17 protein-coding genes are annotated in these 15,530 nt (G+C 70.7%); 8 read left to right on the plus strand and 9 right to left on the minus strand.

Features of this window, described 5'->3' with window-relative positions:
* Nucleotides 1-2: 2 nt before the first annotated feature.
* Genes HNR02_RS01455 through HNR02_RS01465 form a run of 3 tightly spaced genes read right to left on the minus strand, consistent with a single transcriptional unit; the run spans nt 3 to nt 4,744 of the window.
* A complete protein-coding gene (locus HNR02_RS01455) occupies nt 3-941 on the minus strand; it encodes a S8 family peptidase (protein ID WP_179771431.1) in 939 nt (312 codons plus the stop codon).
* A 58-nt stretch (nt 942-999) separates the two neighbouring features.
* Nucleotides 1,000-3,156 (minus strand): ATP-dependent DNA helicase RecG, encoded by a 2,157-nt coding sequence (gene recG / locus HNR02_RS01460; protein WP_179771432.1) that lies wholly within the window; start codon nt 3,154-3,156, stop codon nt 1,000-1,002.
* 4 nt (nt 3,157-3,160) lie between these two features.
* Nucleotides 3,161-4,744, minus strand: a complete 1,584-nt coding sequence (locus HNR02_RS01465) for a fatty acid kinase ATP-binding subunit FakA (protein WP_179771433.1) — start codon at nt 4,742-4,744, stop codon at nt 3,161-3,163.
* Nucleotides 4,745-4,876: 132 nt separating this feature from the next.
* Here HNR02_RS01465 and rpmB point away from each other — a divergent pair, with 132 nt between their 5' ends.
* Together rpmB and HNR02_RS01475 are read left to right on the plus strand one after the other, a co-directional pair.
* The gene (gene rpmB, locus HNR02_RS01470; RefSeq protein WP_017987500.1) at nt 4,877-5,068 is read left to right on the plus strand and encodes a 50S ribosomal protein L28; all 192 of its coding nucleotides are present in this window, start codon (nt 4,877-4,879) and stop codon (nt 5,066-5,068) included.
* 142 nt (nt 5,069-5,210) lie between these two features.
* Nucleotides 5,211-5,888, plus strand: coding sequence for a uracil-DNA glycosylase (locus HNR02_RS01475; protein ID WP_179771434.1), 678 nt, complete (start codon nt 5,211-5,213; stop codon nt 5,886-5,888).
* Between the two features lie 72 nt (nt 5,889-5,960).
* Here HNR02_RS01475 and HNR02_RS01480 read toward each other — a convergent pair whose 3' ends face one another.
* Genes HNR02_RS01480 through HNR02_RS01490 form a run of 3 tightly spaced genes read right to left on the minus strand, consistent with a single transcriptional unit; the run spans nt 5,961 to nt 7,928 of the window.
* On the minus strand, nt 5,961-6,482 hold the full coding sequence (locus HNR02_RS01480; RefSeq protein ID WP_179771435.1) for a gamma carbonic anhydrase family protein: 522 nt from the start codon (nt 6,480-6,482) through the stop codon (nt 5,961-5,963).
* Entirely contained in the window at nt 6,460-6,939 is a 480-nt protein-coding gene (locus HNR02_RS01485) for a GNAT family N-acetyltransferase (RefSeq protein WP_179771436.1), read from the minus strand. Before HNR02_RS01485 ends, HNR02_RS01480 begins: the two co-directional genes overlap by 23 nt.
* 20 nt (nt 6,940-6,959) lie before the next feature.
* Complete coding sequence (locus HNR02_RS01490; protein WP_179771437.1) at nt 6,960-7,928, minus strand: thiamine-phosphate kinase; 969 nt, start codon at nt 7,926-7,928, stop codon at nt 6,960-6,962.
* Nucleotides 7,929-8,142: 214 nt separating this feature from the next.
* Between HNR02_RS01490 and HNR02_RS01495 the strand changes: the two genes are divergently transcribed.
* The 4 genes from HNR02_RS01495 (at nt 8,143) to HNR02_RS01510 (ending at nt 10,032) form a co-directional block, all read left to right on the plus strand.
* Complete coding sequence (locus tag HNR02_RS01495) at nt 8,143-8,613, plus strand: hypothetical protein (protein ID WP_246338474.1); 471 nt, start codon at nt 8,143-8,145, stop codon at nt 8,611-8,613.
* Nucleotides 8,613-9,122 (plus strand): DUF3558 domain-containing protein, encoded by a 510-nt coding sequence (locus HNR02_RS35215; RefSeq protein WP_312860868.1) that lies wholly within the window; start codon nt 8,613-8,615, stop codon nt 9,120-9,122. Before HNR02_RS01495 ends, HNR02_RS35215 begins: the two co-directional genes overlap by 1 nt.
* A gap of 139 nt (nt 9,123-9,261) precedes the next feature.
* Nucleotides 9,262-9,495, plus strand: coding sequence for an Lrp/AsnC family transcriptional regulator (locus HNR02_RS01505; protein WP_179771438.1), 234 nt, complete (start codon nt 9,262-9,264; stop codon nt 9,493-9,495).
* A gap of 3 nt (nt 9,496-9,498) precedes the next feature.
* Nucleotides 9,499-10,032 carry a DUF3515 domain-containing protein gene (locus HNR02_RS01510; RefSeq protein ID WP_179771439.1) on the plus strand — a complete coding sequence of 178 codons (534 nt, stop codon included), beginning with the start codon at nt 9,499-9,501 and terminating at the stop codon, nt 10,030-10,032.
* On the opposite strand, the gene HNR02_RS01515 is transcribed toward HNR02_RS01510, so the two are convergent.
* Nucleotides 10,029-11,114, minus strand: a complete 1,086-nt coding sequence (locus HNR02_RS01515) for a D-alanine--D-alanine ligase family protein (RefSeq protein ID WP_179771440.1) — start codon at nt 11,112-11,114, stop codon at nt 10,029-10,031. The two genes, HNR02_RS01510 and HNR02_RS01515, sit on opposite strands and share 4 nt — an antisense overlap.
* A gap of 36 nt (nt 11,115-11,150) precedes the next feature.
* Nucleotides 11,151-12,521 (minus strand): MocR-like pyridoxine biosynthesis transcription factor PdxR, encoded by a 1,371-nt coding sequence (gene pdxR / locus HNR02_RS01520; RefSeq protein ID WP_179771441.1) that lies wholly within the window; start codon nt 12,519-12,521, stop codon nt 11,151-11,153.
* A gap of 73 nt (nt 12,522-12,594) precedes the next feature.
* Between pdxR and HNR02_RS01525 the strand changes: the two genes are divergently transcribed.
* Nucleotides 12,595-13,248 (plus strand): pyridoxamine 5'-phosphate oxidase family protein, encoded by a 654-nt coding sequence (locus tag HNR02_RS01525; protein ID WP_179771442.1) that lies wholly within the window; start codon nt 12,595-12,597, stop codon nt 13,246-13,248.
* 21 nt (nt 13,249-13,269) lie between these two features.
* Complete coding sequence (locus HNR02_RS01530) at nt 13,270-14,424, plus strand: AAA family ATPase (RefSeq protein WP_179771443.1); 1,155 nt, start codon at nt 13,270-13,272, stop codon at nt 14,422-14,424.
* Nucleotides 14,425-14,435: 11 nt separating this feature from the next.
* Here HNR02_RS01530 and HNR02_RS01535 read toward each other — a convergent pair whose 3' ends face one another.
* Nucleotides 14,436-14,900 carry a cysteine dioxygenase gene (locus tag HNR02_RS01535; RefSeq protein WP_179771444.1) on the minus strand — a complete coding sequence of 155 codons (465 nt, stop codon included), beginning with the start codon at nt 14,898-14,900 and terminating at the stop codon, nt 14,436-14,438.
* Nucleotides 14,901-15,530: the final 630 nt, after the last annotated feature.

The following is a 15,530-nucleotide window of genomic DNA, read 5'->3' on the forward strand; positions in this document are numbered from 1 at the left end:
CCTCAGCCCTCCGCGGCCGGCTCTTCGAACAGCGTGTAGAGCAGGCGATTCGGCGTGCCCTGCGGAACTCCCGTCAGCACGTCCGGCGTCGAATTGTTGATCAGGGCGTTCACGACCTGCTCGGGCGTCTCGTCGGGGTGCTGGGCCCGGTAGAGGGCCGCGGCGCCCGCCGCGAGTGCCGCGGACATCGACGTGCCGGAGAACGGGGTGGCGGTGGTGCCGCCGGGCGCGGTCGACGGGACGTCCACGCCGGGTGCCAGGAGATCCACGCCGAGGCCGAAGTTCGACTTCGCCGCGAAGGCGTCCGCCTTGTCGACCGCGCCGACCGTCAGGACCTCCGGGATCCGCGCGGGCGAGGAGAACGACGCGTCCACTCCCGACCACCCGGCGGCGGCCAACACCGGCATCACCGACACCAGCTTGCGCACCGCGTTGTCCAGTCCGTCGGACGCCGGACCGCCGAAGCCGATCACCGCGACCGCGGGCTGCTTCGCGTTCTGAGCGACCCAGTCGATGCCCGAGATGATGTTGTTGAGGCGCCCGTTGCCCGCGTCGTCGAGCACCTTGACCGGCACGATCCGCGCGGTCTTCGCGACGCCGAACTCCTTGCCAGCGACGAGCCCCGCCATCCGGGTGCCGTCGCCGTTGCCGTCCGCCGGGTTGTCGGTACCGCCGACGAAATCGCGCCCAGGGTCGACGCGCCCGGCGAGGTCCGGCAACGCCGCGTCGACACCGGTGTCGATCACGTACACCGTGACGCCCTCGCCGGTGCTGTCGTAGTGGTACGTCTGGTCAACGGCCTTGTCGCGCTGGTCGATCCGGTCCAGGGCCCAGCTCGGCGGGTTCTGCTGCTGTTCGCCCGGCGCGGCCGAAACCGGCGCCGTGGCGGCGAGAACGAGGAGCGCCGAACCGATGACCGCGCGTAATCCAGTCTTGAGCACGCCTCAGCGTTGCCCGGCCACGGAGCGCGCACAACTCGGGCCGTCGCCCGATCGTGCGTCAGGACTTTTCGAGGTACTCCGCGCGGTCGGCATCCACCAGGTCGGAGATCAGGTGCGCCAGGCCCGGATGCCGCTCCAGCGCCGGGTCACCGCCCACGACCTCCTGCGCGCGCTTCCGCGCCCGCGCGATCACGTCCTCGTCCCGCAGCAGCGACAACAGTTTCAGCCCGGACCGCTTGCCCGACTGCGCCGCGCCCAGGATGTCGCCCTCGCGCCGCAGCTCCAGGTCCAGCCGGGACAGTTCGAAACCGTCCGTTGTGGACTCCACCGCCGCCAGCCGGTCCCTGGTCGCGGTGCCGTCCAGCGTCTCGGTGACCAGCAGGCACAGCCCCGGCACACTCCCCCGGCCCACCCGGCCACGCAGCTGGTGCAGCTGGCTGACCCCGAACCGGTCGGCGTCCATGATGACCATCATCGTCGCGTTCGGAACGTTGACGCCGACCTCGATCACGGTGGTCGCGACCAGCACGTCCAGCTTGCCCGCGGCGAACGCGCGCATCACGGCGTCCTTGTCGTCGGCCGCCATCCGGCCGTGCAGGATCCCGATCCGCAGCTCCGACAGCGGTCCGTTCTCCAGATCGGCCGCGACGTCGAGCACCGCCAGCGGTGGGCGCTTGTCGCTGTCCTTGGTGGACGCGGGCTCGTCCCCGATCCGCGGGCACACCACGTAGGCCTGGTGTCCTTTCCGGACCTCCTCGGTCACCCGCTGCCAAGCGCGGTCCAGCCAGGACGGCTTTTCCGCGACCGGCACCACACTGGTCTTGATCGGCGAGCGGCCGACCGGCATATGCCGCAACGCGGAAATTTCCAGGTCGCCGTACACCGTCATCGCGACCGTGCGCGGGATCGGCGTCGCGGTCATCACCAGCACGTGCGGGCTGCCGCCGTTGGCTCCTCGGGAGCGCAGCGCGTCCCGCTGTTCGACGCCGAAGCGGTGTTGCTCGTCGACCACCACGAGCCCGAGGTCGGCGAACGACACCGTGTCCTGGATCAGCGCGTGCGTGCCGACGACGATCCCGGCCGCGCCGCTCGCGGTGTCCAGCAACGCCTGCTTGCGCTCCTTCGCCGACATCGACCCGGTCAGCAGCGTCACCTTCGTCGCGTTCTCCGCGGCGCCCAGCTCCCCCGCCTGGCCCAGGTCACCGAGCATTTCCCGCAGCGACCGGGCGTGCTGCGCGGCGAGCACCTCGGTCGGCGCGAGCATCGCGGCCTGACGGCCGGAGTCGACCACCTGCAGCATCGCGCGCAGCGCCACGACCGTCTTGCCGCTGCCGACCTCGCCCTGCAGCAAGCGGTTCATCGGGTGCTCGGTCTCCAGGTCGCGCGCGACGTCCTCGCCCACCTCGCGCTGTCCCTCGGTCAGCTCGAACGGCAGCCGCTGGTCGAAGGCGTCCAGCAGGCCGTCCTTGATGCGTGCGCACGCGGGCGCGGGCTTGGACACGGCGGTGAACCGGCGCTGCGCGAAGATCAGCTGCACCGCCATCGCCTCGTCCCACTTGAGCCGGTCCTGGGCGGATTCGAGGGCGTCGTGGTCCTTCGGGCGGTGGATGTTGTGCAGCGCGTCGAAGAGGTCCATCAGCCCGTAGTCGCCGAGGAAACCGCGCGGCATCGGGTCCTCTTCGCGCTCCAGCGTGTCGAGCACCTGGCGCACGCAGCGCGCGATGGACCAGGACGGCATCCCGGCGGCCGCCGGGTAGACCGGGATGATCGCGCCCACGAAGTCGTCCATCGCGCTGTCGTCGTCGCCGTCGAGCATCTGGTACTCGGGGTTGGCCAGCTGCAACTGGTTGCGAAACGCCGTCACCTTGCCCGCGAACAGGCCGGTCTTGCCCAGCCGCAGCTGGCGTTCGTGCTGGTGCGGGCGCCCGAAGAAGGCACACGAGAGCCGGCGCTGGCCGTCGGTGATGGTCAGCTCCAGGATGTGGCCGGGCTTGTTGCGCATGCGGCGCAGATTGACCCGCTCGACGCGCGCCATGACGGTCGCGTGCTCGCCGATCTCCAGCCCGGCGATGTTGGTCAGCTCGCCGCGCTCGGCGTAGCGGCGCGGGTAGTGCCGCAGCAAATCGGCCACGGTGTGGATGTCCAGCGATTCGGCGAGCGCCTTCGCGGTCTTGGCGCCCAGCAGCGGGGGCAGCTTGTCACGCAGTCCGGTCACGCGTTCACTCCACACCGATCAGCAGCACGGCGTCGGCCTGGCCGCCGGGGTAATCCACGAACTCCACCTCCGGTCGCTCGGAGCGCAGCCGCTCCCGCAGCTCCACCGTCAGGCCCTCCGGCGCCTCGGTGCCGGTCAGCACGGTGACCAGCTCGCCGCCGAGCGCCAGCATCCGGTTCAGCACGCCCATCGCGGCCTCGGCGGGCGCGGCGCCGGGCGGTTCGACCAGCACGACCTCGCCGTCGACGAAGCCGATCAGGTCACCGGCGTGGGCCCGCCCCACCCAGGTTATCGACTCCTCCGCGGCGACCACGAGCTCGCCACGCCGCGTCGCCGCGGCGGCCTCGGCCATGGCCACGACGTCGTCGTTCGCGCGCCGCCCGAGGTCGTGCACCGCCAGCGCGGCCAGCACCTGGACCGGGGACGCGCACGGGATCACCACCACGTCCCGGTCGCCGATCATCGGATGGCCCGCGGTGTCGTCGGCGGCCCTGGTCAGCTCGGCGCCACCGGCCAGCACCGTGATGTGCCCGACGGCCTGCTCGGTGATCAAACCGAGCATCTCCTCGACGCTCGGCGCGGCGTGGTCGGGCACCGCGAGCACCGCGGCGCCCTCCTCCCGCAACAGGGCGGCCAGCTCCTCGCCGTGCACGACGGCGACGACCGCGCGGTCCGGGCCGGACGGCGGTTCGATCGGTGTCGGCGTGACCAGCGGTTCGACCCGGATGTCGCGGGGCGTGCCCGCACGCAGCCCGGCCTCGATGGCCGCGCCGATGTCCGCGCAGTGCACGTGGACCGCCTGTCCCCCGGCGCCGTCCCCGGCGACCGTCACGCTGTCGCCCAGGCCGGACAGCGCGCGCCGCAGCACCGGGACCTCGGCCTCGGCAACGCCTTCCAGCAGGTACATGACCTCCCAGGCGTACGGGGCCTTCTCCTCGGGTTCCGGTTCGAGGTTCGCCTCGCACGAGTGCGAGACCTGCGTCTCGGTGCCCATGACGACGCCGGCCAGCGCGTCGAAGACGGCGACGAGCCCGCGCGCGCCCGCGTCGACGACCCCCGCCGAGGCGAGGACGGGCAGCTGGTGCGGGGTCTGTTCCAGCGCTTCGGACGCGGCCTTCGCGGCGAGAGCGACAACCTCGGACAGCTCGCCGGGCTGCGTGGCGACCGCGGCGGACACGGCTTGGAGAACACTGAGCATGGTGCCCTGGACCGGGCGCGCGACGGCGTCCGTGGCCGCGCGGTGTGCGCTGGCGAGGGCTTTCGACAGCGCCGGACCGTCGAGTTCGGGCGCGTGGGCGGCCGACTCGGCGAGCCCCCGCAGGACCTGCGAGAGGATCACACCGGAGTTACCACGCGCCGCGACCACGGCGCCGCGGGCGAGCACGGACAGCGCCTCCGCGGCCGTGCTCCCGGGCTCGGCGGCCAGGCGGGCCTGCGCGCCGGACATGGTGTGCAGCAGATTGGACCCGGTGTCGGAATCGGCGACCGGGTAGACGTTGATGCCGTTGATCGCCGGGCACAGCACCTCCAGGCTGTGCACGCAGGCCGCCGCCCACGCTGTGATGGCATGCTCGTCCAGAGCCCGCACCGCCGACCTCCTCCCCTGGTCAGGCCAGGGTAGCGACCCGGTGACCGGAGGGCGAAGGACCGTCGTTTACTATGGTCGAGATGCCCAGTCCTCTGGGTTTGTAGTCTTCCCTGATCGTCAAAGGAGTTCGACGTGGCTGCCGTGTGCGACGTCTGTGGCAAGGGACCGGGCTTCGGCAAGTCCGTCTCGCACTCCCACCGGCGTACCAACCGCCGCTGGAACCCGAACATCCAGACCGTTCACGCCAAGATCGGCGTGTCCCAGCGCAAGCGGCTGAACGTCTGCACCTCGTGCCTCAAGGCCGGTAAGGTCGTTCGCGGCTGAGGCGCGAAGCTCAGGACGGCGAGTGCTCACGGAGAGCGCTCGCCGTTTTTTCGCGCCTCAGTGTTCTTCGGGGGTAAAACCCCCGAAGCCCCGCCGGGGGCAAGCCCCCTGGCCCCCCGCGGTGGCGCTAAAGTACGCCGCCGTGGCTGCGAAACCCTTGCACGAAGTCGTCGAAGCGGGCTGGGCCAAGGCCCTCGATCCGGTCGCCGACCGCATCTCCGCGATGGGCGAGTTCCTGCGCACCGAGATCGCCGCGGGGCGCCGGTACCTGCCCGCCGGTGACCACGTGCTGCGGGCGTTCCAGCAGCCCTTCGACGACGTCAAGGTGCTCATCGTCGGCCAGGACCCGTATCCGACGCCCGGCCACCCGATCGGCCTGTGCTTCGCGGTCGCGCCGGACGTCCGGCCACTGCCGAAGAGCCTGATCAACATCTATCAGGAATACTGCTCCGACCTGGGCTTCCCGACGCCGTCCAACGGTGACCTCACGCCGTGGACCGAGCAGGGCGTGCTGCTGCTCAACAGGTCGCTGACGGTGCGGCCTGGCTCGCCCAACTCACACAAGGGCAAGGGCTGGGAAGAGGTCACCGAACAGGCGATCAAGGCACTGGCCGCCCGGGGCAAGCCGATGGTCGCGATCCTGTGGGGCAGCAACGCGCGCAGCCTGAAACCGTTGCTCGGCGGGGTGCCGTGCATCGAGTCGGTGCACCCGAGCCCACTATCCGCACGCAACGGCTTCTTCGGCTCGAAACCCTTCAGCCGGGCGAACGAACTCCTGCACAAGCAGGGCGCCGAGCCGGTGAACTGGCAACTGCCCTGAGCCGTCGCGGCTTCAGCGGCGCGCCCGGAGCTGGGCTTTCCCCGATGCGTGCCAGCCTGCCGGTCGGTGGGATCAGTCGATGCGCCGCAGTGCGCCCCGGAACCACTGGGCGCGTTCCACGTATCCGTCGACCACGGCGCGGATCTTGTCGGGACCGAAGGACTTGTTCTCCCGCACCTTCGCCGGCACCCCGAGCGCGATGTGCCCGGACGGCACGTGCGCGGCGTACGACAGCACCGCCCCGGCACCGACCATCGCGTCGTCCTCGATCACGGTTCCGTTGAGCACCACCGAACCGGACGCGATCAGGCAACCGGTGCCGATGCGGGCGCCCTCCACGTGTACCGCGTGGCCGATCGCCGAACCGGGGCCGAGGATCGTCGGGTCCTGCGCGGTGCAGTGCAGCACGCACCCGTCCTGCACGTTGGAACGCTCGCCGATCTCGATGTAGCCGTGGTCGCCACGCAACACCGTCTGCGGCCACACCGACGCGTCCGGCCCGATCCGCACGTCGCCGATCACCGTGGCGTCCGGGTGCACGAACGCCGTGGGGTGGATCGACGGGGTCAGCTCACCCAGCGCGTAGATCGCCACTCATGTCCTCCAGTACCTTGCCCATGCACACCGAGAGCGGATCGTCCCGGTAGACCCCGAACTTCGGGATGTCGGCGTAGCCGGCGGACCGGTACAAGGCGAGCGCCTCCGGCTGCTTGAGGCCGCTCTCCAGCACCAGCCGCGTGCGGCCGGCGGCGAACGCGGTGCGCTCCAGCTCCGCCAGCACCGCCCGCGCGAAACCCTTGCCCCGAGCGGCATCCACGACGTACATCCGCTTCAGCTCGGCTTCGTCGTCACCGCGGACGCGCCACCCGCCGCAGGCGACCGGCACGTCGTCGAGGTAACCGACCAGGAACAGCCCCAGCGGCGGCGCGAACTCGGACGGCTCGACCGGCGTGATGTCCATTTCGCCGTACCGCACGACGTACTCCTGCTGCACGCCGTCGATCAGCTTGACCGCGTCCGGGTCGTCGTAGGCCACCACGCGAAGGTCCATGACCCGTCACCGTAACGGGGTCAGCGCCAGTGCTCCCAGCCGTTTTCACCGTGGTACTGCTCACCGTCGACGGTCACGCCCGACTCCGGCATCGTCACCGCGCCGATCCGCCGCCACCCCTCGGGCAGATCGGTGAACGACGGGAACGTCGCGACCAGCGCGTGGTCCTCACCGCCGGTCAGGACCCAGGTCAGCGGGTCCGCGCCGAGCGCCGTGCCCACATCGACCAGCTTCCGGTCGACCTCGAGGTGGTCGGTCAGCACGTCGATGCCGACGCCGGAGGACTCGGCGATGTGCCCGAGGTCGGCGAGCAGGCCGTCGGAGACGTCGATCATCGCGGTCGCACCGGCACGTGCCGCCGCCGGCCCCGCCGTGTAGTCCGGTTCCGGCGCGCGCTGGGCGTTGACGACCGAGACCGGCGAACGGAACCCGCGTCCGAGCGTCGCGAGCCCGGCCGCGGCCCAGCCCAGCCGCCCGGACACCGCGACGATGTCGCCCGGTCTGGCCCCCGACCGCGTCACCGGCGCGCGGCCCTGCAGGTCGCCCAGCGCCGTGATGGTCACCACCAGCTGATCGGCCCGCACCATGTCGCCGCCGACGACCCCGGCACCGGCGCGGCTCGCCTCCGCCCACATGCCGTCGGTCAGGTCGGTGACGAGCTTCGCCGGGGTGTCGGACGGGCAGGCGAGACCCACCAGCACGGCCGTCGGCACCGCGCCCATCGCGGCCACGTCGGCGAAGTTCTCCGCCACGGCCTTGCGCCCCACCTGGTCCGGAGTGGACCAGTCGAGCCGGAAGTGCACGCCCTGCACGAGAACGTCGGTGGTGGCGACCACCCGACGATCCGGCGCGGCGACGACCGCCGCGTCGTCCCCCGGACCGAGAAGGGTGGCCACCGGCTGGCTCCGGTTCTCGGTCACCGCACGGATCAGGCCGAACTCACCGAGCCCGGCGACCGTGCCGGAGTCCGGTACCCCGTTGGTTGACATGCATCACCTCGGTCGCTCGCCGTCCGTGCGGTAGGTTCTGACCGCTCACACGCAGATTAACCGGCCTGGTGCGCCCCTCCGGGCAGGACGCACCGGGCACCCGCCTGCGCACGAAGCACCGCATCGAGCCCGGACTCTCGACGTGACGATTACGGGTTACTTGTCTTCCGGCTTCTTGCGCATAGTGACGCAGGCCATAACGGACCCTTGTTAAATGTCGATCGCGCAGGTCTCGGCGGGAGGGGGTCGCCACAGCATGGCAGACTGGACGGACATGGGGTTGACCGGCGTGACCGGCGATCGGGATCAGCTCAAAGCGATGGGGGATCAAGCTCAGCACTTGCTGGATGACGCGAAGTCCGGCGGCTGGGCCGTAGACGAAGAGACCGGTACCCATCTCCGCAACGCGATCACGCAAGCCGAGGAACGGCTCTCGCGGATTTCGCTTAACGTTGAGCGGTTGCGCAACAAGCCGCCATTCGGCAACGACACTTACGCCCAACAGGCCGCCGCACATTTTCAGACCGCAATGGACTCCGATCAGAATTCCCTCATTCCTGTTTATCAAACCGTACCGAAGAACCTCAAGACCATCCGCGAGGCACTCGACGTGGCGATAAGCAAATACGACGCATCAAACGAGGAAGCCACGCAATATCTCGGTAAATTCAAGGATCCGGAGTAGTGTCCAAAAAGCTGGCGGCGATCACTCTCGCATGCTTGACGATCTCCGCGGCCGCGTGTACTTCCACGGTGTCTGGTGCCCCGACCCCGGCGACCAGCGGGGTCCCCACTTCGACGAGCACCAGTGATCCGTTCGCCGGAATGGTCGCGTGCCAGGTGTTGGACGAACTCAACTCCGCACAAGGATTCAAACCCGGCGACAACATCAGCCACCGAAACGAATGCACCGCAACGAAATCCGGTCTCGGCAGTAATGGGCTCGCACTTGACCCGGCGCAGGGATTGGCCGCCTTCAAGGAGGTCAATCCGGCCTCCGTCGACACAGACGTGAACGGCCGCAGGGCTTTGCAGGAACAGAACCCTCTCGGCTGCACGATCGCGTTCGAGGTGGGCGAACACGCCCGTGTTCTCGCCCAGATGGCCATGTCGATGCCGGAACGCAACGCGGAGGCGTGCCCGCTGGCGCACGACCTGGCGGAGCGGGTGGAGGCACTGTTACCCGAGCGTTGAGACCCTCTGCATCGCGCGCACCGAGCCGCGCGACAGGGCCACCGATCGCTGTGACCCCCGGTACCACGTCAGGTACGCGCGTACGCCTTTGAGGTACGTTCCTACCTTGAGTTCCGCACCGAATACGAAGGGGCGCGCCGTGGTCCACGCATACATCCTCATCCAGACCGAAGTCGGCAAGGCTGCCGCGGTCGCCGCGGAGATCTCCGGCATCCCCGGTGTCACCAGCTCGGAGGATGTGACGGGCCCTTACGACGTGATCGTGCGCGCGGAGGCCGACAACGTCGACACGCTCGGGCAGCTCGTGGTCGCGAAGGTGCAGGGCGTCGAGGGCATCACCCGCACGCTCACCTGCCCCGTGGTCCACCTGTAGACGATGCCGGACACCGACACGGGCGCGCCGCCCCGCACCCTGCTCGTGGTCGCGGCGGTGCTGGTCGTCGCGCTGGCGGTGGCCGTCGCCGTGATCGGGCTGACCGGGCGGGATTCCGGCGACGAAAAGGGGCCGCTGGCGCTCGTGCCCGTCGACGCGCCGGAGGCCACCTCACCCGCGTGCGCGAAGCTGATCCCGGCGATGCCCGCGGAGCTGAACTCGAAGGGCACCCCGCTGCCCCGGCGCGAGATCGCCGAACCCGCCCCCGAGGCCACGATCGCCTGGGGCTCCCCTGACTCGATCGTGCTGCGCTGCGGCCTGGGCAAACCACCCGAACTGACGCAGACCAGCCCGCTGCGCGTGGTCAGCGGTGTGCAGTGGCTGCCGGTCGAGGGGCCCGGAGCGTCCACCTGGTACGTCGTGGACCGGCCGGTGTACGTGGCGCTGACCGTGCCGGACACCTCCGGAACGGGCCCGCTGCAGCAGATCTCGGACACCATCGCGGCGACCCTCGATCCGGTGCCGCTGCGCTTCTAACGCAGGCCGGTGCCCCGTGCGAGCGCGGTGTCGATCAGCGTCGCCAGCAGGGTGCGGTAGTCGACGCCGGTGACCTGCCACATCTTCGGATACGCCGACGTCGAGGTGAAGCCCGGCATCGTGTTGACCTCGTTGACCGTCAGCTCGCCGCCGGCGCCCACGAAGAAGTCGACGCGGGCCAGGCCCTGGCAGTCCAGCGCCTGGAACGCCTTCACCGCCTGCGCGCGCAGCTTCTCGGTCACCACGTCGTCCAGCTTGGCGGGGATGTCCAGTTCCGCGTCCTCGCCGATGTACTTCGTCTCGAAGTCGTACCAGGCGGATTCGTCGTCGGAGAGGACGCGCACCTCGGCGGGCAGCGACGCCTCGACCCGGCCGTCCGGGAACTCCAGCACACCGCACTCGACCTCACGCCCGGGCACGGCCGCCTCGATGAGCACCTTCGGATCGGTTTCGCGCGCCAGTGCGATCGCCGCGTCGAGCTCGGCCCAGTCGCTCACCTTGCTGATCCCGATCGACGAGCCTGCCCGCGACGGCTTCACGAACACCGGCAGTCCCAGCCGCTCGCGGTCCGCCGCGTCCAGAGTGGACTGGCCGCGGCGCAGCTCCACGTAGCGGCCGACCGGGAGTCCTTCCGCTGCGAGAAGTTTCTTCGCGTACCCCTTGTCCATCGCGGCGGCGCTGGCGAGCACGCCCGGCCCCACGTACGGGATACCGGCCATCTCCAGCAACCCCTGCAGCGTGCCGTCCTCACCGAAAGCGCCGTGCAGCACGGGGAACACGACGTCGACACCGTCGAGCGCCTCCGCGCCCGGCTCGGTCACCACCAGTTCGCGACGCGTCGGGTCACCGGCGAGCACGAGCGACTGACCACCGTCGACGGAAGGCAGCCGACGGTCCTGGATGGTGAGGGACTTCGGGTCGGAGGTGCCCAGCACCCAGCCGCCTTCGCGGGTGATGCCGATCGGCACCACCTCGAACCGGTCGCGGTCCAGATGCGCCAGCACACTGCCTGCCGACAGGCACGAGATCGTGTGCTCGGTGCTCCGGCCGCCGAACACCACGGCCACCCGCGTCTTCCTCATGGCCGGTCACCCTACCGGGCTCTTGCCCCCGTCCGATCAGCGCAGTAAGCCCACCAGCGTGTCCAGCGCACCGGCCAGCGCCTCACGGGAACAGCCCGCGTACCCGATCGCCGCGCCGAAGGCCGTCGGGGTTCCGGCGAAGTGGCGGGCGAGGCCGTCGAGCCGGATGCCGCGGGCGCGCCCGGCCGCGAGACGCTCACGCTCGGCCGCGGCGGACGGGAACGGCACGACCAGGTGCGCGCCCGCGTCGTCGCCCAGCACGGGAACGCCGCCCTGCCGCAGCGCGGACACCAGCACCACCCGCCGCTCGGACAGCTCCCGACGCAGTTTCCGCAGGTGACGGCCCAGGTCGCCGTGGCGGGCCAGCTCGATCAGAACCCGCTGTCCGGCGGGTGAGGGCCTGGTTCCGGTGCGGTCGCGGTAGGCCAGCACCATCGACGTGACCGCCGCGGGCGCGACCATCCACCCGGCGCCGAGCGTCGGGGTGAGGATCTTGCTCGTGGTGCCCAGGTGCAGCACGACATCGGGCGCGAGCGCGGCCAGCAGCGGCAGCGGGGCGACGTCGAACCGCAGCTCACCGTCGTAGTCGTCCTCGATGACCAGCATGTTCTCGGCCCGCGCCCGCTCGACCAGCTCGACCCGGCGTGCCGCGTTCAGCCGCGATCCCATCGGGTACTGGTGCGCGGGCGAGCAGTACACGCCGCGGACACCGGCCGGGATCGCGTCCGTACGCAGGCCTTCGTTGTCGACCGGGATGCCGACCACCTCGAGCCCGGCGCTCAGGAATGCCTGCACCGCACGCTGGTAACCGGGTTCCTCCACGGCGATCGTGTCGCCGGCCTGGAAGATCGCACCGGCCAGTTCGAGCACCGCGCTGGTGGTGCCGCCGGTGGCCAGGACGGAGTCGGTGCCGACCGCCAGCCCGCGGTGACGCAGCAGGTGCTCGGCGATCGCGGCCCGGTACTCCGGCAGGCCCGCGCGGTGGGCACGCGTCAGCGGCGCGGTGTCGGCGGCCGCGCGCCAGGCCCGGCGCCACGCGGCCCGGTCGATGCCGCCCGCCCACGGCGTGCCCGGGGTGAGGTCGAGCAGCTCGTCCGGCTCGGCGATCTCGCCGGGGACGATCCGGTGGACGGGGCGGTCGCTGGGTGGTGAAGTGGTGACGTAGGTGCCGGATCCGTGGCGGCCGGTGATCCAGCCTTCGGCGTGCAGCTGTTCGTAGGCCGCGGAGGTCACCGTGCGGCTGACGCCGAGCCGGGCGGCCAGCGCACGGGTGGAGGGCAGCCGGTCCCCGCCACGCAGGTGGCCGGCGGCGGCCGCGTCGCGCAGGGCGTCGGCGAGCTGCACCGCCAGCGGGGTCGGCGCCTCGCGGTCAAGGGTGACGGGCAGCGCGGTGGCGGACTGCGGCACGGCAAGTGGCCTTTCGTCATTGCCCAGAAAGTGGCTCTTCTAGAAGTCCACTATACGTCGCATCCTGGGATTCATGAGCACACTCTCGCCGACCCCGCGCAGCACCCTGACCCGGAAGAAGGACCGGGCCGCGACCGATCGCGAGCGCCTGTACGAGGTGCTCGACGGCGGCCTGATCTGCCACCTCGGGCTCGTGCTGCACGGCTCCCCGGTGGTGCTGCCGACCGGCTACGGGCGCGAGGGCGACACACTGTACTTCCACGGATCGACCGGCGCGGGCAACCTCCGCGAGGCGGCGCGGGGCATCGACGTGTGCGTGACGGTCACCCTGCTCGACGGGCTCGTCTACGCGCGCTCGCTGAACAACCACTCGATGAACTACCGCAGCGCCGTCGTGCACGGAACCGCCCGGCTGGTGACCGGCGAGGAAAAGATGCACGGCCTGCGGGCGGTGACCGAGCACCTGACGCCGGGCTCGTGGGACCACGCCCGCGCGGTGAACGCGAAAGAACTGGCGTCGGTTTCGGTGCTGGCACTGGACCTTTCCGAGGCGTCGGTGAAGATCCGCTCCGGGGAGCCGATCGAGGAGCCGGAGGACCTGGACAGCCACGACATCTGGGCCGGTGTGGTGCCGGTCCGGACCACGCTCGGGGAGCCGGTGCCCGCCCCGTACCTGCCCGCGGATGCGCCGGTTCCGGCTCACGTGCTCGACCGGAAACTGTCGTAGGGAGCCACTAGCGTCGGTGGGGTGCTGACCACGCTGGCCGTCGAGAACTACCGCTCGCTGCGGGATCTCGTGCTGCCGTTGTCCCGGCTGACGGTCGTCACCGGCGTCAACGGCACCGGGAAGTCCAACCTGTATCGCGCATTGAGGCTGCTCGCCGACGCCGGGCGCAACGGCGCGGTCGCGGCGCTCGCTCGTGAGGGCGGGCTGCCCTCGACGTTGTGGGCCGGGCCGGAGGCGGTGGGCAAACGCGCGACCGTGCAGGGAACGGTGCGGACGAAGCCGGTCGGGCTGCGGCTCGGATTCGGTGGCGACGAGTTCGGGTACGCGCTGGACTTCGGTCTGCCGGTGCCGAACAAGGATCCGGACCGCCCCACGCTGTTCAACCTGGATCCGGAGTTCAAGCGGGAGAGCCTGTGGTGCGGGCCGGTTCTGCGGCAGACGGCGGTGCTCGCCGATCGCGCGGGGCCGTCGGTCCGGGTGCGGGACGAGTCGGGCGCCTGGGCGGCGGCGTCGCGTATCGGGCTGACCGACAGCATGCTCAGCGAACTGGGCGATCCGCGGGCCTGCCCGGAGCTGATGATCGTGCGGGAACGGTTGCGGTCGTGGCGGTTCTACGACCAGTTCCGCACCGACGCCGGGGCGCCGGCGCGGCAGGACCGCATCGGCACCCGCACCACGGTGCTCGGCCATGACGGCGCCGATCTGGCCGCGGCGCTGCGGACGATCCAGGAGTTCGGCGACGACGAGGCACTGGCCGAAGCGGTGTCGGACGCCTTCCCTCGGTCGCGCGTCGAAGTGGTGGGTGCGGACGGCCTGCTGCGGTTGCGGTTCCACCAGCACGGTCTGCTGCGCCCGCTCGGGGCCGCCGAACTGTCGGACGGCACGTTGCGATACCTGTTGTGGGTGGCGGCGCTGCTGAGCCCGCGGCCGCCGGAGTTGCTGGTGCTCAACGAACCTGAGACCAGCCTGCACCCCGACCTGTTGCCCGCGCTGGCCGCGTTGATCGTCAAGGCGTCGCGGCGCGCGCAGGTCGTCGTGGTGTCCCACGCGCGGCCGCTGGTCGTCGCGTTGTCCGAGGACGCCACGACGCTGGAACTGGAGAAGAGCTTCGGCGCGACGGCGGTGTCCGGGCAGGGCAGGCTCGACCGGCCGTCGTGGCACTGGCCGAAACGCTGATGTCCGGGAGATCAGTCCCGGATCGGGCCGCTGACGGGGTCGAGGTGGTAGGACCGCATGACCCTGCCGCCGCTGCGGTAGACATGGACGCTGATCGCCGGGTCCGGGCCGTCGTTGCGCACCTCGTGCACGTAGCCGGGGCCGAACACCCGCGACTGCCCCGCGGACAGCGCATGCACCTCGGTCACCCCGCGCCGCGCGACGGTTTCGCTCAGGCGACCGCTCACCACCGTGAAGGCGCCCGTCGAACGCCCGTGGTCGTGCAGGTCGGCCCGCTGGCCGGGAAGCCAGCCCATCAGCCAGATTTCCTCGTCGTCACGCGCCTCGACGAGGGTGGAGAACCGCTCGTCGGGGTCGTAGCGCAGCAGGTGGCGCCAGCGTTCCCGGTCGGCGGCGACTTCGAGTGCGACGCGCACCGGATGGCGCAGCACGGGCTTTTCGGTCAGGGCGAGGGTGTTGTCCGGAACGGCGAACATGAAAAGTGTCCTCGTGAAAGAAAGGGATGGTCGTCGGGCTGGATCAGCGACAACAACAAGGACACAGCGCAGCGCCACGGCGGATGTTCCGCCGGACCGGAAGGCCGCGCGTCGTCATGGCGCCCACCCAACCAGCGGGCCACGCGAGGGTCAACTCGGTTCCACCCACTAGGACAACCCGGCGCCGTCCAGCGGCGCGCCAGCGCCCTACACCCCAAGCTGGGTGGTCATCCCGGAGTCTGCCGGTCTTGATCTTTGAACCCCGCCTTTGGCAGGCGAGCCGCTGGGCACGTGGGCTACCGGTAGTCGGTCGGCTTGGGTTCGACCTCCCCCGCCCCTCCTTGCGGACGGTGTCAGTCGCAGAGCAGCGGCGTCAAGGCGGGAAAGAGTACCTTGACCCCGCTGATCAGCGACCAAAGCAGGCTGAGGATGAGGGGCGGGGAAGGTCCGGGCACGTCGCGGTTCGGCCTACATTGCCGGACGCCGGAGGTCCGGGCACGTCGCGGTTCGGCCTACATTGCCGGACGCCGGAGGTCCGGGCCGTTCTTGGCTCGGCTTACGTTGCCGGACGCCGGGTGGTGCGGCTGGGTCGCAGCGCGGCCTACATGCCGGGCGGCGGAGGCCCGAGCC

The organism is Amycolatopsis endophytica (assembly GCF_013410405.1).
Classification (GTDB): domain Bacteria; phylum Actinomycetota; class Actinomycetes; order Mycobacteriales; family Pseudonocardiaceae; genus Amycolatopsis_E; species Amycolatopsis_E endophytica.

Bases quoted from the DNA above. Each gene is read 5' to 3' on its own strand.
- HNR02_RS01485 (WP_179771436.1), bottom strand. From the start codon at position 6,939: ATGGACCTTCGCGTGGTGGCCTACGACGACCCGGACGCGGTCAAGCTG.
- HNR02_RS01515 (WP_179771440.1), bottom strand. From the start codon at position 11,114: ATGAGGAAGACGCGGGTGGCCGTGGTGTTCGGCGGCCGGAGCACCGAG.
- HNR02_RS01490 (WP_179771437.1), bottom strand. From the start codon at position 7,928: ATGTCAACCAACGGGGTACCGGACTCCGGCACGGTCGCCGGGCTCGGT.
- HNR02_RS01535 (WP_179771444.1), bottom strand. From the start codon at position 14,900: ATGTTCGCCGTTCCGGACAACACCCTCGCCCTGACCGAAAAGCCCGTG.
- HNR02_RS01510 (WP_179771439.1), top strand. From the start codon at position 9,499: ATGCCGGACACCGACACGGGCGCGCCGCCCCGCACCCTGCTCGTGGTC.
- HNR02_RS01495 (WP_246338474.1), top strand. From the start codon at position 8,143: ATGTCGATCGCGCAGGTCTCGGCGGGAGGGGGTCGCCACAGCATGGCA.
- HNR02_RS01525 (WP_179771442.1), top strand. From the start codon at position 12,595: ATGAGCACACTCTCGCCGACCCCGCGCAGCACCCTGACCCGGAAGAAG.